Here is a 21,032-nt window from a genome sequence, read left to right on the forward strand (position 1 = left end):
CATCGGCGGCGCGGGCTGGCAGTTGACGAAGGTCCGGGGATGGAGTCCGATGGGGGCTCGAAGTATTTTCTGGATGAATTTGAGAGGCCCGGCACACCGCACACTTGTTTTGAGAAACACGAGAAATTACTCTACACGTCTGCGAGCTTTCTAAATTATTAGAGTCTAAAGGCAGTTAAAAAAATCGTAAGGACGCAAGGACGCCAAATACTGTGTGAAGATAAGGAAATTATATTTCTATGAGAATATTAGCAGACGTTCCAATGTGGGAGGACGTAGAGCGAACCCTGAAAGATACGTTTGACACTGTAAATCAGAGCTTTGATCGTGGATGGAGCTCAACTCAGGACGAATGGAATGGTTTCACCCGGAGAGTGAATAATAACTTCACGTCTGTATTCGGCGACATGAGCCCTGACCGAATTGATGCAGTTAAAGAAGCGCTAAGCTTATCTTACCCCATAATTTTGACTCGACTTAGTAACCGCTGGGCATCAATAGAAATCAACCAAATTATTAATGTCTTACTTCAAGTCGCAAAAGAAGTTACGATGATAGTAGGCGGTAGCGTATTGGCCGGCAGTATTGTCGGCGGCGCTATTGGCGCTCTAGCATATGGTGCAGGTATTGGCGTGGGCGCTGCAGTCGGCGGTGGCGTAGGCTTCCAGGTAGGGAATGTTATTCTCATGGGTTTGGGACTCTCCGCAATTTCTGATTACTTCTATCAAGGATTACCCTCCTGCATAGCGACCCTGCATGAGGGGCTATCAGTCGCGTGGAACGCAGAGTACGGTACCCCTATAGGCTTAGATCCAACTGGCGGATCTGCCGCTCGCCGCGACTCTAGAATTGACGAAGCCTCTAGGCTTCTAGCCAAGGGACAAGAAGAACTTGTAGCTCTTCTTTTAACAGCTATCGTGACCTACATGATGCGAGGTCAAATCAAGAGCAGCTTACAGTGCTCTGCCGAAGAAATTATGGCTAGGAGCTCTCAACTTCAGAAAGAAATCTCAAATAAACAGCTGGCTGACTGGCTTTATAAAAATACAGAAAAATTAATAAACCATCCAGATTTCCAACCTAAAGACCCATACAGAAAAAACAACTTTCAAGATGAAAGCCCCGAGTGGGACACCGTTAACTCACGATCAGATGGAGACTTTGGTTATCTGCCACCACTTCGGCAGAATTACGTGAAGGCAGTCTATGAGCTAAAAAAAACCATCAATCGCATGAGGGCCAGTGGCTTAGACCTTGAAGACATCGCAAAACATGCTTATGAGGCGAGAACAAACCTTAAGATTGAGTATCGTAAGTTCACTCCTCCGGAACTACTTGAAACAATAAATACTAGAAATATGAATAAATACGGAAACCCGATAGGTCCGACATTTGAAGATTTGGTTAACAAAGGAAAAACCTTTGAACAAATCATAGACAGTGCTACTAGAGCAGGAGGGGAGGATATCTTCTAATGACGAATTCAAATATTTTTAACCAGCTGGTTATCGAGAAAATGCACTCCGGCCATTCATGCCTGAATTTCTCAGCGGAAATCGATTGGGATAATTTCCCTCGTTATGCTGACTCCATTCTCAGTCTGCTCGAAGGCACCGTTACTTCAAAGTCAGACGCGGTGGACGTACGCGTATGGGACGTGAAGATCAAGGGTGAGGCTTTTTTTCTGACTTACGAGGATTTTCCATCGATGATCAGTCTGGAATCAAAAAACGCCAACGGGGACGCTCTCATCGAGGAGTTCTTTTCTGTCCTTTCCCAAAGCTGACTGCAGCATTGCACTTTCATTTTGGCGGCACCATCGCGTGCTACCTTTGTCTGCCTGATGCATAAGGTCTTGGTCAACATCAAGGAGAGAGCACATGGCAAAGCGTATCCAGTTCAGCGCTGTCGGAGGACCCGAGGTTCTTGAATATGTCGATTTCGAGCCGCAGGCTCCGGGGCCGCAGGCGGTGGTTGTGCGTAACAAGGCCATTGGCCTGAATTTCATCGATACCTATTACCGCAGCGGGCTGTATCCGGCGCCGTCGCTGCCTTCCGGCCTCGGTGCCGAAGGGGCGGGGGTGGTCGAGGCGGTGGGGGCCGAGGTGACGCGCTTCAAGGTCGGTGATCGTGTCGCTTACGGCACCGGGCCGCTGGGGGCGTACAGCGAAGTGCACGTGCTGCCTGAAGCGAATCTGGTGAAGCTGGCGGACTCGATCAGTTTCGAGCAGGCCGCAGCCCTGATGCTCAAGGGCCTGACGGTGCAGTATCTGCTGCGTCAGACGTATCAGGTGAAGCCGGGCGAGACCATTCTGTTTCATGCTGCTGCGGGTGGTGTGGGTTCGCTGGCCTGCCAATGGGTCAAGGCGCTGGGCGCCAAACTGATCGGCACGGTCAGTTCGCCGGAGAAGGCCGCGCACGCCAAGGCGTTGGGTGCCTGGGAAACCATCGATTACAGTCACGAAGACGTCGCCAGGCGCGTGCTGGAGCTGACCGACGGCAAGAAATGCCCGGTGGTCTACGACGGGGTGGGTCAGGACACCTGGCTGACGTCACTCGACTGCGTGGCACCACGTGGGCTGGTGGTGAGCTTCGGCAATGCGTCCGGGCCGGTCTCGGGCGTGAATCTCGGGATTCTGGCGCAAAAGGGTTCGGTGTATGTCACCCGCCCGACACTGGGCTCTTACGCCAACAATGCGCAGAACCTGCAGGCCATGGCGGACGAGCTGTTCGACATGCTCGCCAGCGGCAAACTCAAGGTCGACGGCATTCAGCAGTATGCTCTGAAGGATGCCGCCAAGGCGCAGACCGAGCTGTCGGCCCGGCGTACCACCGGCTCGACCATTCTGATTCCTTGATCGTCTGCCCTTGAATGCGCACTGTGTGTGCCAGCGTCAGCCGGCGCGCACAATCTGCGCGGTGGCGATATCCCTTATCACGCTGGGGTTTCGACGCCCGCCCAGGCTGCCGCCGAGAACCCCGTCGATCTGCCCGCGGAAGTACTGCTCGACGCGCAATCTCGAACGCGCAGCCGGGCGACCCGCCGGGTTGGCCGAGGTGGAGATCAACGGACCGACCAGTGCGCACAGTTCACGTACGGTCGGGTGATCGGTAACACGCAGCGCCACGGTTTCGTGAATGCCGGTGATCCACTCGGGCAGCAGGTTCTGATGCGGTACCAGCCAGGTGTTGGGCCCAGGCCAGGTGCTGGCCATGCGGTCGAGCCACAGTTCAGGGAAGTCTTCGAACAGGAAGTCGAACTGGCGAATGTTGTCGGCAATCAGGATCAGGCCTTTTTCCACCGGCCGTGACTTGATCGCCAACAGACGATAGACCGCTTCTTCATCCCACGGATCGCACCCAAGCCCCCAGACTGCCTCGGTCGGGTAGGCAATCACCGCACCGGCTCGAATATCCTGAGCGGCTTGTTGCACTCGCCAACTGCTGACCATTGTTTGTCTCTCCACTGAATCCTGGCGGCAGTTTAACCTCAGGGCGCTCTGGCGAACCATCGTCCTGCTTCACAGCTTATGCGTCCGTCCAGTTCCAGCTCGGTCAGGCCTGCCAATACCTTGGGTAACGGCCAGCCGCATGACACCGACAGCCCCTCGCTGGTGTGCGGTGCGGCGTGCAGCAGCGCCAACAGTGGATGATCGCAAGGGGCAGGCTTCGCCGGCGTGACGGGATCGATGCCGGGCGCAACGCGTTTCCAGTGCTGCAAGCCTTCAAGAATGTGTTCGACGGTCTCGATCAGTGTCGCGCCGTCTCGTATCAACTGATGACAGCCCTTGGCGCCAGGGTGATGAATCGAGCCGGGTATCGCGTAAACCTCTCGTCCATGCTCGGCGGCCAGCCGCGCGGTAATCAATGAGCCGCTGGCAACACTGGCCTCGACCACCAGTATGCCCAGCGACAGGCCACTGATGATTCGGTTACGTCGCGGGAAGTTGCTGGCCTGTGCTGCGGCGTCCAGCGGGAACTCGGAAATCACGGCGCCGCCCTGGGCCGCCATCTGCGCTGCGAGCACGCGGTGCTGCTGTGGATAAAGTTTTTCGAGCCCGGTGCCAAGCACGCCGATTGTAAGCCCCCCGACATCCAATGCGCCCTGATGCGCGGCACCGTCAATACCTCGCGCCAAGCCGCTGGTGATCACAAAACCGGCAGCCGCCAGGCTGCGCGCGAAAGCGCTGGCGGTGTCGAGTCCGGGTCGGGAGGCGCGACGACTGCCGACCATTCCCAGTTGCGGACACTCAAGGATCGAAGGGTCGCCGGCAATGAAGATCAGCGGCGGTGGATCTGCGATCTGCGCCAGCAGCGCGGGGTAGCCGGGGTCGTCCCACATCAGCAAATGCTGGGCCGGACGCTCCAGCCAGGCCAATGCGGCACTGGCGCCATCACGTACGGAGGGGTCACGACGCGCCTCGGCACAGACACCTGGAATGCCCAGCGCACGCCATGCGCTGGCCGGCGCACTGAGCGCCGACGAGGCCGAACCGAAAGCTTCAATCAGTCTGGAAAAGCGTTTCGGCCCTATCTCGGGCAAGCGGTGCACGCGCAAACGCGCTTCCAGCTCTGCAGGCGAAGAGAGGGCATTTTCGAACAATGGCATGAGATCGTCCCTGATCCATCGTGCATCTCAAGTGATGCACAAACCTGTGGATAACTCTGTTGACAACAATTTGATAAGTGTCTGGTTCGTCACACAAATCCGTGTCAGATCTGAAACATGCGTCTACGGATTGCGAACCTTGTCCATGATGGCCAAAGATCGGTTGGCTTGCAGGACCAAGGCGTAACTAAGCTTGTCGTAGGTACGGAAAACCATCAGCAGACCGGCCCGTTCGTCGGGGATTTTTACCAGCTCACCGGTGATTCGGTCGCGCACGGTTTCGCTGGTCTTGTAGATCGCCAGCACGTTGCCCTCGGTCAGACCGTCGCGTTTGCCCTTGTCGAGCGTGACCACATCCAGCACGCTGACCTGAGTGACGCCGCGTGGCACATCCAGAATCAAACCTTCTATCGGCGCCTGCGGAGCGCTGGGCAGGAACGTCGAGTTGATGGCCCGCTCTTCGCTGCTGAACAAGCGATCGCCCAGACGCACTTCCTGCGTGGAGCGCTGCAGAATCAGGGTCGAGACGTCACCTTCGGTGGCAACCACCTCGGCGCTGCCGACGTCATCGGCGTTGATGCCCAGTACTTCCTTGGTCTCCGGATCGATGTAGGTCTTGCCCTGACGAAAGATGCCATAGACGCTGTGCGCCGGGTCCAGCGCGCCCCGTGCATAGGCACGATCACCGTTGCCACTGAGCACGCGCTCGGCATTGCCCGCAACGATGTAGGGGGCTTTCTCGAACTGCTCGGCGTTGTCGACAATCCGGTTGCTGATCAGGAATGCGTTGATCGCCCCCAGCGGAATGCTCGGAATGGCCTCGACCATCGGCGTACTGCGCACACGCGGTGACAATTTGATGGTCCCGCGCGACTCGCCCCGATTGAGCGTCACACGCGGCTGACCATCGACCCAGGTCAGCGCGAGGGTGTCACCGGGATAGATCAGGTCGGGATCATGGACTTGCGGATTGGCCCGCCAGATCTCGCGCCATTTCCACGGTTCACGCAAGAACTTGCCGGAAATGTCCCAGAGTGTGTCCCCGGCGACAACGGTGTAGCTCTGCGGATAGCCTTCCCTGAGTTGCACTTGCGCCTGCGCAAGACCGCTGGCGGTCAGCAGCAGCAGGGCGAGTAGTGATTTCCTCATGCGGTGAATCCCTTTATCATGTTGCCTCACGCGAACCCTAGAGTCCTGTCCTGGGCTGCCTGCCTTGAACTCCCGGGCCCGGCACCCAACATTGACTTTACCTTAACAGTGCAGCTCTTACGTATATGGCCATTCTAAACATCCTCGAATTTCCCGATTCGCGCCTGCGCACTATCGCCAAACCTGTGGCGATGGTAGACGAAGGCATTCGCCAGTTGGTCGACGACATGTTTGAAACCATGTACGAAGCGCCAGGTATTGGCCTGGCCGCGACTCAGGTCAACGTCCACAAGCGCGTGGTCGTCATGGACCTGAGCGAAGACCGCAGCGAACCGCGGGTCTTCATCAATCCTGAAATCGAAAAGCTGACCGACGAAATGGATCAGTATCAGGAAGGCTGCCTGTCGGTTCCCGGTTTCTACGAAAACGTCGACCGCCCGCAAAAGGTTCGCGTCAAGGCGCTGGACCGTGACGGCAAGCCTTACGAACTGGTTGCCGAGGGCCTGCTCGCCATCTGTATCCAGCATGAATGCGATCACCTGAACGGCAAGCTGTTCGTCGATTACCTTTCCAACCTCAAGCGTGACCGGATCAAGAAGAAGCTCGAAAAGCAGCACAAGCTCAACGCCTGATCCGTCGTTACCCCAAAAGGCCTGAACAGGCCTTTTTTTATAATGAGAACTCCATGACTGAGCCACTGCGCATCGTCTTCGCCGGCACCCCGGAATTCGCCGCCGAACACCTCAAGGCCCTGCTCGACAGCACTCACCAGATCGTCGCCGTGTACACCCAGCCCGATCGCCCGGCCGGTCGTGGACAAAAGCTGATGCCCAGCCCGGTCAAGCAACTGGCGCTGCAACATGACGTACCGGTCATGCAGCCGCCAACGCTGCGCGATCCTGACGCGCAGGCCGAACTGGCAGCGCTGCAACCCGATTTGATGGTGGTCGTCGCCTACGGCCTGATCCTGCCGCAAGTGGTGCTGGATATTCCGCGCCTGGGCTGTATCAACAGCCACGCGTCGCTGCTGCCGCGCTGGCGTGGTGCGGCGCCGATTCAGCGCGCGGTACAGGCCGGTGATGCCGAGAGCGGCGTAACGGTGATGCGCATGGAAGCGGGCCTGGACACCGGGCCGATGCTGCTCAAGGCCGTTACCCCGATCACCGCGCAGGACACGGGCGGGACGCTGCATGATCGCCTGGCCGAACTCGGTCCGCCGGCTGTGTTGCAGGCCATTGCCGGTCTGGCGGAAGGTTCGCTGGTCGGCGAGGTTCAGGATGACAGCCTGGCCAACTACGCCCACAAGCTGAACAAGGACGAAGCGCGCCTGGACTGGACACGTCCGGCCGATGAGCTTGAGCGCCTGGTCCGCGCCTTCAACCCCTGGCCGATCTGCCACAGCACGCTGAACGAAGAAACCCTGAAAGTCCTGACAGCCGATCTGGCCGAAGGGCAGGGCGCGCCGGGGACGATTCTTGGCGCCAGCAAGGATGGCCTGATCGTCGCGTGCGGTCAGAACGCGCTACGCCTGACCCGTCTGCAATTGCCGGGCGGCAAGCCGCTGAACTTCACGGATCTGTTCAACAGCCGCCGCGAGAAATTTGCCATCGGCACGGTGCTGGGCCAATGAACCCGCGTCTGGCCGCCGCCAAGGCACTGGCTGCCGTGCTCAGCGGCAAGGCCTCGCTGAACAGCTCGTTGCCCACTCAACTGGACAAGGTCGAGGTGCGTGATCGTGGTCTGACTCAAGACCTGGCATTCGGCACCGCGCGCTGGCAGCCGCGCCTGTCGGCTCTGGCGGCCAAGCTGCTGCAAAAGCCCTTCAAGGCCGCCGACGCCGACGTTGAAGCCTTGTTGCTGGTCGGTCTTTATCAGCTGTTCTACAGCCGCATTCCGGCCCACGCCGCCATCGGTGAAACCGTGGGCTGCGCCGACAAATTGAAAAAGCCCTGGGCCAAAGGCTTGCTCAACGCCGTGCTGCGCAATGCGCAACGTGACGGCGAGGCGCTGCTGATCGAGCTGGAACACGACCCGGTGGTGCGTACAGCCCACCCGCGCTGGCTGCAGAAAGCCCTGAAAGCCGCCTGGCCGGAACAGTGGGAAGCCATCTGCGCGGCCAACAATGCACACCCGCCGATGATTTTGCGCGTCAACCGACGCCATCACCGTCGCGATCAATACCTCGAACTGCTCAACACTGCCGGCCTGCAAGCCAGTGCGTGCACATTCAGTCAGGACGGCATCGTGCTCGCCGAGCCGTGCGATGTGCGCTCACTGCCCGGTTTTGCCGAAGGCTGGATCAGCGTGCAGGACGAAGCCGCGCAACTGGCCGCCGACCTGCTGGAGCTGGCTCCCGGGCAACGGGTACTCGATGCCTGCTGCGCGCCGGGCGGCAAGACCTGCCACTTGCTGGAAGTGCAGCCGCAACTAAGCGGCGTGGTAGCGGTGGATCTGGAAGCCAAGCGTCTGGTGCGCGTGCGTGAAAACCTTGATCGCCTGGGCCTGGATGCCGAGCTGATCGCCGCCGATGCACGCGAGACAGCGCAGTGGTGGGACGGCAAACCGTTCCAGCGCATCCTGCTCGACGCACCGTGCTCGGCGACCGGCGTGATTCGTCGTCATCCGGACATCAAACTGACTCGTCAGGCAGACGACATCGTCGCGCTGGCGGCCTTGCAGGGCGAGCTGCTCGATGCGTTGTGGCCTACGCTGCAGGTAGGCGGCATGCTGGTGTACGCGACCTGCTCGACACTGCCGACCGAAAACACCGACGTCATCGAGGCGTTTCTGGCGCGTACCTCCGGGGCCAGAGAGCTGGACATCGCCGGGCAGGCAGGACAGCCGCCCGCGGGTATCAAGCAAGCCCATGGTCGCCAGCTGCTGGCCCAGCAAGGCGGCCACGATGGTTTCTACTACGCCAAACTGATCAAGATCGCGGCGGCGCGGGAGTAAGCGCGTGAAAATCATCATTCTGGGTGCAGGACAGGTAGGCGGTACGCTGGCCGAGCATCTGGCGGGCGAAGCCAATGACATCACCGTGGTCGACACTGACGGCGACCGGTTGCGCGATCTGGGCGACCGCCTGGACATCCGTACCGTGCAGGGCAAAGGCTCCTACCCGGCGGTGTTGCGTCAGGCCGGCGCGGACGACGCCGACATGCTGGTCGCGGTGACCAGCAGCGACGAAGCCAACATGATCGCCTGTCAGGTGGCCCACACGCTGTTCCACACGCCGACCAAGATCGCGCGCATTCGTGAAGCGGCGTACCTGACACGCGCTGGCCTGTTCGATAAAAACGCGATCCCGGTCGACGTGCTGATCAGTCCGGAGCAGGTCGTCACCAACTACATCAAACGTCTGATCGAATACCCCGGTGCGCTGCAGGTGATCGACTTCGCCGAAGGCAAAGCGCAACTGGTCGCGGTCAAAGCCTATTACGGCGGCGCACTGGTCGGTCAGCCGTTGCGCCAGCTACGAGCGCACATGCCGAATGTCGAAACGCGCATCGCGGCGATCTATCGCCGCGACCGGGCGATACTGCCGCATGGCGACACGGTCATCGAAGCCGATGACGAGGTGTTTTTCATCGCCGCCAAGGCTGATATTCGTGCCGTTATGGGAGAGCTGCGGCGCCTGGACGAGAACTACAAACGTATCGTCATCGCCGGTGGCGGCAACATCGGCGAGCGTCTGGCTGAAGCCATCGAAAGCCGCTATCAGGTGAAGATCATCGAAGTGAGCCCGGCGCGCTGCCGCTATCTGTCGGAGCATCTGGACAGCACGGTGGTGCTGCAGGGCAGCTCATCGGACCGCGACCTGCTGCTGGAAGAAAACATCGGCAACACCGACCTGTTCCTGGCGCTGACCAACGACGATGAAGCCAACATCATGTCGTCGCTGCTGGCCAAGCGTCTGGGCGCGCGCAAGGTGATGACGCTGATCAATAACCCGGCCTACGTCGATCTGGTGCAGGGTGGCGAAATCGACGTTGCGGTCAGCCCGCAGCTGGCAACCATCGGCACGCTGCTGGCCCACGTGCGCCGTGGTGATATCGTCAGCGTGCATTCGCTGCGACGCGGTGCAGCCGAAGCCATCGAGATCGTCGCTCACGGCGACTCGAAATCCAGCAAGGTGGTGGGCCGCGCCATCAAGGACATCAACCTGCCGACCGGTACGGCAATCGGCGCAGTCATCCGCGACGAACAGGTGCTTATCGCCCATGACATCACCGTGATCGAATCCGGTGACCATGTGATCATGTTCCTTGTGGACAAGAAGTGCATCCGCGAGGTTGAGCGGCTGTTTCAGGTCGGCCTGAGCTTTTTCTGAACCGCTCCTGAACAGGGTGTGACCCTGACTGAACCTCTTGCCGACGCGCCCTGTCGGCAACGCTCGTCGACTCGGGCGAATTCTCTCTGAGCCCGTGCATCTCAGACACACGAGCTTCATGCCTGCACGGGCTTTATGAGAGAGAACGCACCCCATGTCCGAATCGGAAAATTCCCCAGCCCCGCTTCAAGGATCACAGACCGACGGCACACCGGCGGGTGGCTGGCCTGCGCTCAGTGCGGTCAACAAGCACCTGTTGCACCAGCATGTGCTGATCAAGGGCAACCGCACGCTGATGTCCATGAACAAGCCTGGCGGCTTCGATTGCCCCAGTTGCTCCTGGCCAGACCCGAAGAAGCCGCACACCTTTGAATACTGCGAGAACGGTGCCAAGGCACTGGCCTGGGAATCGACCAGGAAACGCGTGACGCCCGAGTTCTTCGCCCGGCATACGGTCAGCGAACTGGCGACCTGGAGCGATCACGCGCTGGAAGCAGAAGGCCGTATTACCGAGCCGATGCGCTACGACGCCGCCACTGACAAATACCTGCCCGTCACCTGGGACGAAGCGTTCGCCGAGATCGGCGCAGAGCTGCGCGGCCTGAGCGATCCATGGAAGCTGGAGCTGTACACCTCCGGACGCACGTCGAACGAAGCCGCCTTTCTGTATCAGCTGTTCGGTCGGCTGTACGGCATGGCCAACTTCCCAGACTGCTCGAACATGTGCCATGAAACCACCACTGCGGCGCTGCCCGAGTCGATCGGGGTCGGCAAAGGCACCACGACGCTGGAAGATTTCGAGAACGCCGACGCGATTTTTATCATCGGCCAGAACCCCGGGACCAACAGCCCGCGCATGATGTCCGAGCTGCACGCCGCCGCACGCCGGGGCGCAAGCATCATCTCGTTCAACCCGCTGCGGGAAAGGGCGCTGGTACGCTTTGCGGCGCCGCAGGACCCGCGCGACATGCTCAGTCTGCATGGGGTGGAAATCAGCTCGCAGTACCATCAGGTCAGGATCGGCGGCGACATGATCGCCCTGCAAGGCGTTTGCAAGGCCGTGATCGAAGCCGATGACGTGGCGCAGCGTGAAAACCTGCCGCGCGTCCTCGATGTGGCGTTCATTGAAGAACACACCCATGGCTTCGAGCAGTACGCCGATTATTGCCGACAGTTGCCCTGGGACATCATCGAGCGCCATTCGGGTCTGACGCGTCAGGCCATCGAAGAGGTGGCTGCGGTTTATAAGCGCTCGAAGGGGGTCATCTGCTGCTGGGGGATGGGCATCACTCAGCACAAGCGTGGCGGTGATGCCATGCAGCAGATCATCAACCTGCTGCTGTTGCGCGGCAACATCGGCAAGCTCGGTGCAGGGGCTTGCCCGGTGCGCGGGCATTCCAACGTACAGGGCGACAGGACGATGGGCATCTATGAAAAGGCCGGCGAACCGTTTCTGGCCAGCATGAGCAAGGTGTTCGGTTTTGAGGCGTCCAGAAAAAAAGGCCACGCCGTGGCCGAGACCTGCGAAGCCCTGTTGCGTGGCGAGGTGGAAGCACTCATTTCCATGGGCGGCAATTTCTTCCGCGCCATTCCGGACACCGATGTGATCTGCCCGACCGTCAGCCGCCTGAAAATGACGGTGCTGGTCAACACCAAGCTCAACCGCAGTGCGACGGTACATGGACAGAAGGCCTTTCTGCTGCCATGCGTGGCGCGTTCGGAACGCGACCTGCAGAACGGTGTGGCGCAAACCATTACGGTGGAGGACTCGATGTCGATGGTGCACGGCTCGACCGGCATGCTCGAGCCTGCGTCAAAACATCTGATTTCCGAAATCGCCATCATTGCCGGTATCGCCCAAGCGACGCTTGCGCCCAACCCCAAGGTGGACTGGGACAGCTATGTGGGTGACTACGCCAGGATTCGCGACAAGATCGAAGAAGTGCTGCCCGAGCAGTTTTACGATTTCAATCAGCGCATCCTAGAACCCGGAGGTTTTCGATTGCCCAATGCCGCCAGTGAGCGCAAGTGGGACACCGAGTCAGGCAAGGCCAACTTCCTCTTTCCCGAAGGCATCTACGACGAAGACGACACGCCGCCGGGCGCCGAGCATCTGCAGTTGATGACGATCCGCAGCCATGACCAGTTCAACACCACGGTGTATTCCAACGATGACCGTTATCGGGACATCTTTGGCGACCGCATGGTGGTGATGCTCAACCCGCAGGACATCGAACGCCTGGGGCTGAAAGCCGGGGACTACATCGAGTTTCAGACGGCGCTCGACCCGACCACGGCGCGGCGTGCAGCGGGTTTCAAGGTCATACCCTACGACGTGCCGCAGGGTTGCTGCGCAGCGTATTACCCGGAAACCAACGGCCTGCTGCCACTGGCCAACCGGGATAAACATGGCAACACTCCTGCGGCCAAATCCATCCCGGTGAACCTGGTGCGGATGAGTCCGGAGGGCACTCAGATGGCGCTGGAGCGGCGCGGGTTGATTGCGGCGGCCAGTTGAGGGAAACACTATCGTGCCCATGCTCCAGCGTGGGCACGCCGTTCCGGACGCTCTGCGTCCTCTTTGTGACGCGGAGCGTCACGCACGGCATTCCCACGCTGGAGCGTGCGGAACGATAATCTCGACTATCGTGCGGCGCTCCGCGTCGCATGCAGTTCTGGACGCTCTGCGTCCTATCTTTCCTAGTACCAGCGCGCTTCGCCTGGCGGGCGTTTCTTGAAGCGTTTCATGGTCCACATGTACTGGCTAGGGTAAGCCCGCACGTATTTCTCGACCACTTTGCTCATCGCCGCTGCCGAGGTTTCGGTGTCGGTGCTGTACATGGCTTCCGGAGCCGCTTCGAGTACCACTTTGTAACCCGAGCCGTCCGGCAGGCGCATGGCGTGCAGGAATACACCGACTGCCTTGCCGCCTGCCAGCATGTTCGGTACGAACTTGCTGGTCAGCGCCTGGGTGCCGCAGAAGGGCACGAAGATGCCCGCTGATTCGGCCGGCTCCGGATCGGCCGGAATACCCACCGAGCCGCCTTTGCGCACTTCCTTGATGACACTGAGAATGCCTTCCTTGGTCGACGCCGCAACCCGGTTGCCCAACTGCACACGCTGCTTGCGCAACAGGTCGTCCACGGCTTTCAGCTTGGGTGGACGATAGAAAATGATCGGCTTGCACTGGCTGCAATAGAAGTGATTGAGCACTTCCCAGTTGCCCAGGTGACTGGTGATGCCAACCACACCCTTGCCGGACGCCAGCGCGTCCTTGAGCACATCGAGCCCTTCGACTTCACGCACCAGGTCGATCGATTTCTGTGCTGGCCAGATCCACGCACAGGCGCTTTCGGTCAGGGTCTTGCCGATGTCCATCAGGCTGCGGCCAACGAGCTTTTCCAGCTCCGGCTCGCTCAACTCGGGGAAACACTTGGACAGGTTGATCCGTGCCACTTCCCGCGAACGGTTGGGCAGCTTCCACATCAGCCAGCCAATCGCGGTGCCTGCCCACTGCACCGCGCGCCACGGCAACAGCGCAAACAATCGCAACGCCCCGACCATTACGGCGCCTTTGAACTTATCCACAGATGACTCCCAGATTCTCGAGGCGGGTAGTGTAACCGTCAGCGGCTCAGGATCGCATACCGATCGCAATCGACGGTGTGGTCCATGACCATACCGCTGGCCTGCATGTAGGCATAACAGATGGTCGGGCCGACAAAGGTGAAACCGGCCTTTTTAAGTGCCTTGCTCATTGCTTCGGCCTCGGCGGTAATCGCCGGGACTTCGCTGCGATCCTTGAAGTGATTGATCTTCGGTGTACCGCCGACAAACGACCAGAGCAGCGCGACCGGGTCTTCCAGCGCCAGCCAGGCCCGCGCATTGGTGCGCACGGCCTTGAGCTTGAGGCGGTTGCGGATGATGCTCGGATCGAGCATCAGCGTCTCTATTTCGGCATCGCTCAACTGCGCCAGGCGCTCGACGTCAAAGCCGTGCAGCACTTCGCGATAACGCGCCCGCCGCTTGAGAATCGTGATCCACGACAGCCCGGCCTGGAACCCTTCGAGCAAAAGCAACTCGAAGAGCTTCTGCGCATCGCGCAGCGGCACTCCCCACTCCTGATCGTGATAAGCGATGTACAGGGGGTCTTCGTTGCACCAAAAGCAGCGTGTCATAGGGCTCCCAAGGAGTGGACGTGCGGCCGAATCGGGTATACTCCCGCTCTTTGAATCGCAGCCCAGCACAGGTGAAATTTGTGAGCCAGCCTACGCCAGCCGTGCGTACCTTCCAAGACTTGATCCTCGCCCTCCAGCAATACTGGGCAGAACAAGGTTGCGTGGTACTTCAGCCCTACGATATGGAAGTAGGCGCCGGCACGTTCCACACTGCCACGTTTCTGCGCGCCGTAGGCCCGGAAACCTGGAACGCCGCTTACGTACAGCCAAGCCGTCGCCCGACTGACGGCCGCTACGGCGAAAACCCGAACCGCCTGCAGCACTATTACCAGTTTCAGGTGATTCTCAAGCCGAACCCGGACAACTTCCAGGAACTGTACCTGGGCTCGCTCAAGCACATCGGCCTCGATCCGCTGGTGCACGACGTGCGCTTCGTCGAAGACAACTGGGAATCGCCGACGCTGGGCGCCTGGGGTCTGGGCTGGGAGATCTGGCTCAACGGCATGGAAGTCTCGCAGTTCACCTACTTCCAGCAGGTCGGTGGCCTGGAGTGCTACCCGGTCACCGGCGAAATCACGTATGGCCTCGAGCGTCTGGCGATGTACCAGCAGGGCGTGGACTCGGTCTACGATCTGGTCTGGGCTGACGGTCCGTTCGGCAAAGTGACCTACGGCGACGTGTTCCACCAGAACGAGGTGGAGCAGTCGACCTACAACTTCGAACACGCCAACGTCGACAAACTGTTCGAGCTGTTCGACTTCTACGAAAGCGAAGCCGCACGCCTGATCGAGCTGGAGCTGCCATTGCCCGGCTACGAAATGGTCCTCAAGGCCTCGCACACCTTCAACCTGCTGGATGCCCGTCGCGCGATTTCCGTGACGGCGCGTCAGCAGTACATCCTGCGCGTACGCACATTGGCCCGTTCGGTGGCTCAGGCCTACCTGCAGGCCCGCGCCCGTCTCGGCTTCCCGATGGCGCCGCCCGATCTACGCGATGAAGTGTTGGCCAAGCTGGAGGCAGCGCAATGAGTGCTCAAGATTTTCTGGTCGAACTGGGCACCGAAGAACTGCCACCCAAGACCCTCGTCTCGCTGGCCGATGCGTTTCTCGCCGGTATTGAAAAAGGCATCACAGGCGCAGGTCTGACCTACAGCGCCAAGCAGGTCTACGCAGCACCGCGTCGTCTGGCCGTGCTGATTACCGCACTGGCCACGCAACAACCGGATCGCAGCGTCAACCTCGATGGCCCGCCGCGTCAGGCAGCGTTCGATGCCGACGGTAACCCGACTCAGGCCGCCCTGGGCTTCGCCAAGAAGTGCGGCGTCGACCTGAGCGAAATCGATCAGAGCGGTCCGAAACTGCGTTACAGCCAGACCATCCTCGGCAAGCCGACGACGTCCCTGTTGCCGACCATCGTCGAAGACTCGCTGAACGACCTGCCGATTGCCAAGCGCATGCGCTGGGGTGCTCGCAAGGAAGAGTTCGTGCGGCCGACCCAGTGGCTGGTGATGCTGTTCGGTGATCAAGTGGTGGACTGCACGATCCTTGCCCAGAGCGCGGGTCGTCATTCGCGCGGTCATCGCTTCCATCATCCGCAAGACGTGCGCATTTCTTCGCCTGCCGGTTACCTCAGCGACCTGCGCGCCGCTCATGTGCTGGCCGACTTCAACGAACGTCGGCAGATCATCAGCAAGCGCGTCGACGAGCTGGCCACCCAACAGGAAGGCACCGCCATCGTGCCGCCAAGTCTGCTGGACGAAGTGGCCGGTCTGGTCGAATGGCCGGTTCCGCTGGTGTGTTCATTCGAAGAGCGCTTCCTGGAAGTCCCTCAGGAAGCCTTGATTACCACCATGCAGGACAACCAGAAATACTTCTGCCTGCTGGATGTCGACGGCAAGCTGCTGCCGCGCTTCATCACCGTGGCCAACATCGAGAGCAAGGACCCGGCACAGATCATCGCCGGTAACGAGAAGGTGGTTCGTCCACGCCTGACCGACGCCGAGTTCTTCTTCAAGCAGGACAAGAAGCAGAAGCTGGAAACCTTCAACGATCGCCTGAAGAACGTCGTGTTCCAGGCGCAGTTGGGCAGCGTGTTCGACAAGGCCGAGCGTGTGTCGAAACTGGCCGCTTACATCGCCCCCCGCATCGGCGGCGACGCCCAGCGTGCTGCGCGGGCCGGTCTGCTGTCCAAGTGCGACCTGTCGAGCGAGATGGTCGGCGAGTTTCCGGAAATGCAGGGCATTGCCGGTTATTACTACGCCAAGGCCGACGGCGAGCCTGAAGATGTCGCACTGGCGCTCAATGAGCAGTACATGCCGCGTGGCGCAGGTGCCGAACTGCCAACCACACTGACCGGTGCTGCGGTGGCAATTGCCGACAAGCTCGACACGCTGGTTGGCATCTTCGGGATCGGCATGCTGCCTACCGGCAGCAAGGACCCCTATGCACTGCGTCGTGCGGCACTGGGCATCCTGCGTATCCTGATCGAGAAGAAGCTCGATCTGAACCTGATCGAAACGGTGAAGTTCGCCGTCACGCAGTTCGGCGCGAAGATCAAGCCAGCCGGTCTGGCGGAACAGGTGCTCGACTTCATCTTCGATCGTCTGCGTGCGCGCTATGAAGACGAAGGCGTCGACGTGGCGGTGTACCTTTCGGTGCGTGCCCTGCAACCGGCTTCGGCGCTGGATTTCGATCAACGCGTCCAGGCAGTCCAGGCCTTCCGCAAACTGCCACAGGCCGCAGCACTGGCCGCAGTGAACAAACGTGTATCGAACCTCTTGAGCAAGGCCGAGGGCAGCATTGCCCAGACCGTCGAGCCCAAGTATTTCGACAACGCCAACGAGTTCTCGCTGTACTCGGCCATCCAGCAGGCCGATCACGCGATCCAGCCGATGGCTGCCGAGCGTCAGTACAGCGAATCGCTGGCGCGTCTGGCGATGTTGCGTGAGCCGGTCGATGCGTTCTTCGAAGCCGTGATGGTCAACGCGGAAGACGCCAACGTGCGTGCCAACCGTTATGCCCTGTTGTCGCGTTTGCGCGGTCTGTTCCTCGGCGTCGCCGACATCTCGTTGCTGGGCTGACAAGGAGTCGCTGTGAAACTGCTGATACTTGATCGGGATGGCGTGATCAATCATGACTCCGACGCTTACATAAAGTCGGTGGCGGAGTGGCTGCCCATTCCTGGCTCGATCGAAGCTATCGCAGCGCTAAGCAAGGCCGGCTGGACGGTGGCCGTTGCCACCAACCAGTCCGGCATTGCCCGAGGTTATTATGATCTGGCCACTCTGGATGCCATGCACGTGCGCTTGCGCAAGCTGGTGGCAGAGCAGGGTGGCGAGGTCGGTTTGATCGTCTATTGCCCGCATGGGCCAGACGATGGCTGTACCTGCCGCAAGCCCAGACCCGGGATGCTGCAGGCTATCGCCCGTCATTACACCGTGGACCTCAAAGGTCTCTGGTTCGTGGGCGACAGCAAAGGTGACCTGCAGGCCGCACAAGCCGTCGATTCTCAGCCTGTGCTGGTGATGACCGGCAAAGGCCGCAAGACGATGGAAGGCGGAGTGCCGGCAGGCACGTTGATTTTTGACGATCTGGCGGCAGTTGCCGCAGAACTTATCCACAACAGCGCTCACTGAACAGTCAGCTCTTCAGGTTCAGGACGCTCAAGGAGCGGGCACCTGCCCGTACGGTAAACGTAACTATGTCGATCATGCAGGCAATCAGGACCTTCTTCTTCTACCTGTTGCTGGGCACCAGCTCGCTGTTGTGGTGCACGTTGAGTTTTTTCATTGCGCCTTTTCTGCCGTTCAAAGCCCGCTATCGCTTCATTAACGTCTATTGGTGCCGCTGCGCCATCTGGCTGACCAAGGTGTTCCTGAACATCAAGGTAGAAGTGACTGGCGCCGAAAACGTACCGAAAACCCCCTGCGTGATCATCTCCAACCACCAGAGCACCTGGGAGACGTTCTTTCTGTCGGCGTATTTCGAGCCGATGAGCCAGGTCCTCAAGCGTGAACTGCTGTATGTGCCGTTCTTTGGCTGGGCGATGGCAATGCTGCGCCCGATCGCCATTGACCGCGAAAACCCGAAAGCCGCACTCAGGGAGATTGCCAAGAAGGGCGACGAGTTGCTCAAGGATGGCGTCTGGGTATTGATCTTCCCGGAGGGCACACGCGTGCCTTACGGCCAGGTCGGCAAATTCTCTCGCGGCGGTACTGCACTGGCAGTGAACGCTGATCTGCCTGTGCTGCCGGTCGCGCACAACGCAGGCAAGTACTGGCCTCGCGACGGCTGGGCGAAAAAGCCAGGCACCATTCAAGTGGTGATCGGCGAGCCGATGTACGCAGAGGGCTCAGGCCCACGTGCCATCGCTGCGTTGAATGAGCGCGTTCAGACCTGGAATGAGGATACGCAACGGGCGATGGGCTCGCCTGCTGTACCTGTTGCAACTCCCGAAAAAGTCCCGGCGTGATTTTGTGGATAACCTGTGTACGGTTTTTTTGAAACCGCGCAAAAAGACGATCTAACCTGCTAATTCATATACATATTTTTTCAGGCTATAAAAACCGGAAAAACGTGCATAAGTTTTGATGATGTATCAGAAACCGACCTTTAAAAGGTCGGTTTTTTTATGCGCAACGCGTCGGTGAAGCCTCAAGCCGATATTGCCGTGCAGGCACTCCGAAGCGCTGGCGGAAGACTCTGCTGAAGTAAGCGACATCACTGAATCCCCAACGCCAGGCGATCTCACTGATCTGTCGATTGGCGAGTAATGGCTCGCGCAGGTCACTGGCGCAGCGTTGCAACCGAGAGGCCAGCAGGTAACGTCCGAACGAGGTCTGTTCATCCTGAAACAAGCTGCTGATATAGCGCGTACTGACTCCGAACCGGACGCTGACACTGGCCAGAGACAGTTTTGTATCTGCCAGGTTGGCCTGGATATGATCCTTGATGCGCAGCAGCAAGCCACTGCGTCTTGAACCTAGTGCCTGCCCTTCGACCCGTTCGGACAACGCCATTGCCAGCAAGTCCAGCCCTTGTTCGGTTATCCGCGCCTGTTGTGATTCGCCTACCCGGTTTTCGAGTGCAGCCAGGCCGGTAAAAAAGTCGAAGACCAGTCCATTGAGCGGGTCATCGCGAGACAGTGATAACGCAGTCAGATACTCCAGATTACACAGACGCTGCTGCAGGCTGTTGCGCGGGATTTGCACCACAGTCTGTCTGAATGCACTGTCGAAGTGCAGCCGGTAGGGGCGACGAGTGTCGTAGATGGCAAAGTCGCCGACCTCCAATAGCGCTTCGCGCCCCTCTTGAGAAACCTGCGCCCGGCCTTCAAGCGCCAGACTCACCAATACGAACTCGTCGTCACTACGCGAAATACTCGAGGTATCTCGGACGACTGTCTGACTGCAGGCCTGCACCTCTACCAAGGCCAGTCCTGCAATGCTGTGCGAGCGCAAACGACCGTGGAAATTTTGTCGATCCGAGAAGGCACATTCCAGCGGCACGAAGGTACTGCACACCACTTCCTGCCAGAACTCTGCTCGTTCCTGCACAGCAATACTGTTGGTGTCGAAATAAATGCTCATCGCGTTCAACCTGCATTTCGATGCGTCAAGCCAACCGCCATGCAAGTCTGAAACCATTCCTGTCGGCCTGTCCGTTCCAGTCAAAAAGCCGTTCCTTTTCGTCCTAATACCGTCGCCAGAAAAGCCCATAGCCTATGGCCATCCAACAGCCACATGAGTTTTTGACGATGAAAGAGCCCTTGAAAGTCGCCTGTGTACAGGCCGCGCCGGTATTTCTGGATCTGGACGCCACCGTAGACAAGACCATCGCCCTGATGGAGCAGGCGGCAGCCGCCGGAGCCCGCCTGATGGCATTCCCCGAAACGTGGATTCCGGGCTATCCGTGGTTTTTGTGGCTGGACGCACCGGCTTGGAACATGCCACTGGTGCAGCGCTATCACCAGCAGTCTCTGGTACTGGACAGCCCCCAGGCCCGGCGTATCAGCGATGCGGCTCGCCATCTCGGTCTCTATGTGGTGCTGGGTTACAGCGAGCGACACAAAGCGTCGCTGTATATCGGTCAGTGGATCATCGACGATCGCGGTGAAACGGTTGGCGTGCGTCGCAAGCTCAAGGCTACCCATGTAGAACGTACGATGTTCGGCGAAGGCGACGGCGCCTCATTGCGTACGTTTGAAACGCCTGTCGGCGTTCTGGGGGCGCTTTGCTGCTGGGAGCACCTGCAACCGCTTTCCAAGTACGCCATGTATGCGCAGAACGAACAGATCCACGTCGCCGCCTGGCCGAGCTTCAGCCTGTACCGCAGTGCCACAAGCGCCTTGGGACCAGAGGTCAATACTGCGGCTTCGCGGGTTTATGCCGCAGAGGGGCAGTGCTTCGTCCTCGCACCCTGTGCAATCGTTTCCTCTGAAATGATCGAGATGCTCTGCGACAGTGACGCCAAGCGCAGCCTGTTGCAGGCCGGTGGCGGGCACGCACGCATTTTCGGTCCGGACGGAAGTGATCTGGCAACTCCGCTGGGCGAACATGAGGAAGGCCTGCTCTACGCAACACTTGATCCAGCCGCATTGACCTTCGCCAAGGTAGCAGCCGACCCGACTGGACATTACTCACGTCCCGACGTCACTCGTCTGATGTTCAATCCGAATCCCAACCCATGTGTAGTCGATCTACCAGGCCTGCCGATCAGCAGCGAGTGCATCGAGCTGTTTCAGCCTGACATCGCGCTGGAGGTGTGAC

19 protein-coding genes are annotated in these 21,032 nt (G+C 59.5%); 13 read left to right on the forward strand and 6 right to left on the reverse strand.

The window, feature by feature from the left end:
• Window positions 1-239: 239 nt before the first annotated feature.
• From LCH65_RS16415 to LCH65_RS16425, 3 genes are all read left to right on the forward strand, one after another.
• On the forward strand, window positions 240-1,475 hold the full coding sequence (locus tag LCH65_RS16415; protein ID WP_206735769.1) for a DUF6861 domain-containing protein: 1,236 nt from the start codon (window positions 240-242) through the stop codon (window positions 1,473-1,475).
• A complete protein-coding gene (locus LCH65_RS16420) occupies window positions 1,475-1,786 on the forward strand; it encodes a DUF3630 family protein (RefSeq protein ID WP_164989669.1) in 312 nt (103 codons plus the stop codon). The genes LCH65_RS16415 and LCH65_RS16420 overlap by 1 nt, the downstream gene beginning before the upstream one ends.
• 94 nt (window positions 1,787-1,880) lie before the next feature.
• The gene (locus LCH65_RS16425) at window positions 1,881-2,858 is read left to right on the forward strand and encodes an NADPH:quinone reductase (protein ID WP_058416776.1); all 978 of its coding nucleotides are present in this window, start codon (window positions 1,881-1,883) and stop codon (window positions 2,856-2,858) included.
• Window positions 2,859-2,894: 36 nt separating this feature from the next.
• Here LCH65_RS16425 and LCH65_RS16430 read toward each other — a convergent pair whose 3' ends face one another.
• The 3 genes from LCH65_RS16430 to LCH65_RS16440 all read right to left on the reverse strand — a co-directional run bounded on the left by LCH65_RS16430 (window position 2,895) and on the right by LCH65_RS16440 (window position 5,758).
• A complete protein-coding gene (locus LCH65_RS16430) occupies window positions 2,895-3,452 on the reverse strand; it encodes an L-threonylcarbamoyladenylate synthase (RefSeq protein ID WP_003340101.1) in 558 nt (185 codons plus the stop codon).
• 38 nt (window positions 3,453-3,490) lie between these two features.
• Window positions 3,491-4,609: a DNA-processing protein DprA gene (gene dprA / locus LCH65_RS16435; RefSeq protein ID WP_226439625.1), complete on the reverse strand. Its 1,119-nt coding sequence runs from the start codon at window positions 4,607-4,609 to the stop codon at window positions 3,491-3,493.
• A 123-nt stretch (window positions 4,610-4,732) separates the two neighbouring features.
• On the reverse strand, window positions 4,733-5,758 hold the full coding sequence (locus tag LCH65_RS16440) for a LysM domain-containing protein (RefSeq protein WP_003367793.1): 1,026 nt from the start codon (window positions 5,756-5,758) through the stop codon (window positions 4,733-4,735).
• Between the two features lie 125 nt (window positions 5,759-5,883).
• Between LCH65_RS16440 and def the strand changes: the two genes are divergently transcribed.
• The 5 genes from def (at window position 5,884) to LCH65_RS16465 (ending at window position 12,606) form a co-directional block, all read left to right on the forward strand.
• Window positions 5,884-6,390, forward strand: a complete 507-nt coding sequence (gene def, locus LCH65_RS16445) for a peptide deformylase (protein WP_002551333.1) — start codon at window positions 5,884-5,886, stop codon at window positions 6,388-6,390.
• A gap of 53 nt (window positions 6,391-6,443) precedes the next feature.
• Window positions 6,444-7,388 carry a methionyl-tRNA formyltransferase gene (gene fmt, locus LCH65_RS16450; protein WP_003367799.1) on the forward strand — a complete coding sequence of 315 codons (945 nt, stop codon included), beginning with the start codon at window positions 6,444-6,446 and terminating at the stop codon, window positions 7,386-7,388.
• Window positions 7,385-8,710, forward strand: coding sequence for a 16S rRNA (cytosine(967)-C(5))-methyltransferase RsmB (gene rsmB / locus LCH65_RS16455; RefSeq protein ID WP_003432726.1), 1,326 nt, complete (start codon window positions 7,385-7,387; stop codon window positions 8,708-8,710). The genes fmt and rsmB overlap by 4 nt, the downstream gene beginning before the upstream one ends.
• A 4-nt stretch (window positions 8,711-8,714) precedes the next feature.
• The gene (trkA, locus tag LCH65_RS16460) at window positions 8,715-10,088 is read left to right on the forward strand and encodes a Trk system potassium transporter TrkA (protein WP_003367803.1); all 1,374 of its coding nucleotides are present in this window, start codon (window positions 8,715-8,717) and stop codon (window positions 10,086-10,088) included.
• A gap of 154 nt (window positions 10,089-10,242) precedes the next feature.
• Window positions 10,243-12,606: an FdhF/YdeP family oxidoreductase gene (locus LCH65_RS16465; RefSeq protein WP_226439626.1), complete on the forward strand. Its 2,364-nt coding sequence runs from the start codon at window positions 10,243-10,245 to the stop codon at window positions 12,604-12,606.
• A gap of 182 nt (window positions 12,607-12,788) precedes the next feature.
• On the opposite strand, the gene LCH65_RS16470 is transcribed toward LCH65_RS16465, so the two are convergent.
• Together LCH65_RS16470 and LCH65_RS16475 are read right to left on the reverse strand one after the other, a co-directional pair.
• Window positions 12,789-13,676, reverse strand: a complete 888-nt coding sequence (locus tag LCH65_RS16470) for a lysophospholipid acyltransferase (protein WP_003367808.1) — start codon at window positions 13,674-13,676, stop codon at window positions 12,789-12,791.
• A gap of 38 nt (window positions 13,677-13,714) precedes the next feature.
• Window positions 13,715-14,266, reverse strand: a complete 552-nt coding sequence (locus LCH65_RS16475; protein ID WP_003432729.1) for a DNA-3-methyladenine glycosylase I — start codon at window positions 14,264-14,266, stop codon at window positions 13,715-13,717.
• Between the two features lie 80 nt (window positions 14,267-14,346).
• Here LCH65_RS16475 and glyQ point away from each other — a divergent pair, with 80 nt between their 5' ends.
• From glyQ to LCH65_RS16495, 4 genes are all read left to right on the forward strand, one after another.
• Window positions 14,347-15,294, forward strand: coding sequence for a glycine--tRNA ligase subunit alpha (gene glyQ / locus LCH65_RS16480; RefSeq protein ID WP_002551326.1), 948 nt, complete (start codon window positions 14,347-14,349; stop codon window positions 15,292-15,294).
• Window positions 15,291-17,345, forward strand: a complete 2,055-nt coding sequence (gene glyS, locus LCH65_RS16485; RefSeq protein WP_003432731.1) for a glycine--tRNA ligase subunit beta — start codon at window positions 15,291-15,293, stop codon at window positions 17,343-17,345. The genes glyQ and glyS overlap by 4 nt, the downstream gene beginning before the upstream one ends.
• Before the next feature lie 12 nt (window positions 17,346-17,357).
• On the forward strand, window positions 17,358-17,900 hold the full coding sequence (gene gmhB / locus LCH65_RS16490) for a D-glycero-beta-D-manno-heptose 1,7-bisphosphate 7-phosphatase (RefSeq protein WP_003367814.1): 543 nt from the start codon (window positions 17,358-17,360) through the stop codon (window positions 17,898-17,900).
• Between the two features lie 65 nt (window positions 17,901-17,965).
• On the forward strand, window positions 17,966-18,736 hold the full coding sequence (locus LCH65_RS16495; RefSeq protein ID WP_044309641.1) for a lysophospholipid acyltransferase family protein: 771 nt from the start codon (window positions 17,966-17,968) through the stop codon (window positions 18,734-18,736).
• Window positions 18,737-18,893: 157 nt separating this feature from the next.
• On the opposite strand, the gene LCH65_RS16500 is transcribed toward LCH65_RS16495, so the two are convergent.
• Window positions 18,894-19,853, reverse strand: coding sequence for a helix-turn-helix domain-containing protein (locus LCH65_RS16500; RefSeq protein ID WP_044309640.1), 960 nt, complete (start codon window positions 19,851-19,853; stop codon window positions 18,894-18,896).
• 167 nt (window positions 19,854-20,020) lie between these two features.
• Here LCH65_RS16500 and LCH65_RS16505 point away from each other — a divergent pair, with 167 nt between their 5' ends.
• Window positions 20,021-21,031 carry a nitrilase gene (locus tag LCH65_RS16505; RefSeq protein ID WP_226439627.1) on the forward strand — a complete coding sequence of 337 codons (1,011 nt, stop codon included), beginning with the start codon at window positions 20,021-20,023 and terminating at the stop codon, window positions 21,029-21,031.
• The last annotated feature ends 1 nt before the right edge of the window (window position 21,032 follow it).

The sequence above is a fragment of the Pseudomonas sp. MWU16-30316 genome, from assembly GCF_020515645.1.
Taxonomy (GTDB): domain Bacteria; phylum Pseudomonadota; class Gammaproteobacteria; order Pseudomonadales; family Pseudomonadaceae; genus Aquipseudomonas; species Aquipseudomonas cerasi.

What these genes read in the sequence shown, in the direction of transcription:
- LCH65_RS16415 (WP_206735769.1), top strand. Translation starts at nt 240, where the DNA reads ATGAGAATATTAGCAGACGTTCCAATGTGGGAGGACGTAGAGCGAACC.
- LCH65_RS16420 (WP_164989669.1), top strand. Translation starts at nt 1,475, where the DNA reads ATGACGAATTCAAATATTTTTAACCAGCTGGTTATCGAGAAAATGCAC.
- LCH65_RS16425 (WP_058416776.1), top strand. Translation starts at nt 1,881, where the DNA reads ATGGCAAAGCGTATCCAGTTCAGCGCTGTCGGAGGACCCGAGGTTCTT.
- LCH65_RS16430 (WP_003340101.1), bottom strand. Translation starts at nt 3,452, where the DNA reads ATGGTCAGCAGTTGGCGAGTGCAACAAGCCGCTCAGGATATTCGAGCC.
- dprA (WP_226439625.1), bottom strand. Translation starts at nt 4,609, where the DNA reads ATGCCATTGTTCGAAAATGCCCTCTCTTCGCCTGCAGAGCTGGAAGCG.
- LCH65_RS16440 (WP_003367793.1), bottom strand. Translation starts at nt 5,758, where the DNA reads ATGAGGAAATCACTACTCGCCCTGCTGCTGCTGACCGCCAGCGGTCTT.
- def (WP_002551333.1), top strand. Translation starts at nt 5,884, where the DNA reads ATGGCCATTCTAAACATCCTCGAATTTCCCGATTCGCGCCTGCGCACT.
- fmt (WP_003367799.1), top strand. Translation starts at nt 6,444, where the DNA reads ATGACTGAGCCACTGCGCATCGTCTTCGCCGGCACCCCGGAATTCGCC.
- rsmB (WP_003432726.1), top strand. Translation starts at nt 7,385, where the DNA reads ATGAACCCGCGTCTGGCCGCCGCCAAGGCACTGGCTGCCGTGCTCAGC.
- LCH65_RS16465 (WP_226439626.1), top strand. Translation starts at nt 10,243, where the DNA reads ATGTCCGAATCGGAAAATTCCCCAGCCCCGCTTCAAGGATCACAGACC.
- LCH65_RS16475 (WP_003432729.1), bottom strand. Translation starts at nt 14,266, where the DNA reads ATGACACGCTGCTTTTGGTGCAACGAAGACCCCCTGTACATCGCTTAT.
- glyS (WP_003432731.1), top strand. Translation starts at nt 15,291, where the DNA reads ATGAGTGCTCAAGATTTTCTGGTCGAACTGGGCACCGAAGAACTGCCA.
- LCH65_RS16495 (WP_044309641.1), top strand. Translation starts at nt 17,966, where the DNA reads ATGTCGATCATGCAGGCAATCAGGACCTTCTTCTTCTACCTGTTGCTG.
- LCH65_RS16500 (WP_044309640.1), bottom strand. Translation starts at nt 19,853, where the DNA reads ATGAGCATTTATTTCGACACCAACAGTATTGCTGTGCAGGAACGAGCA.
- LCH65_RS16505 (WP_226439627.1), top strand. Translation starts at nt 20,021, where the DNA reads ATGAAAGAGCCCTTGAAAGTCGCCTGTGTACAGGCCGCGCCGGTATTT.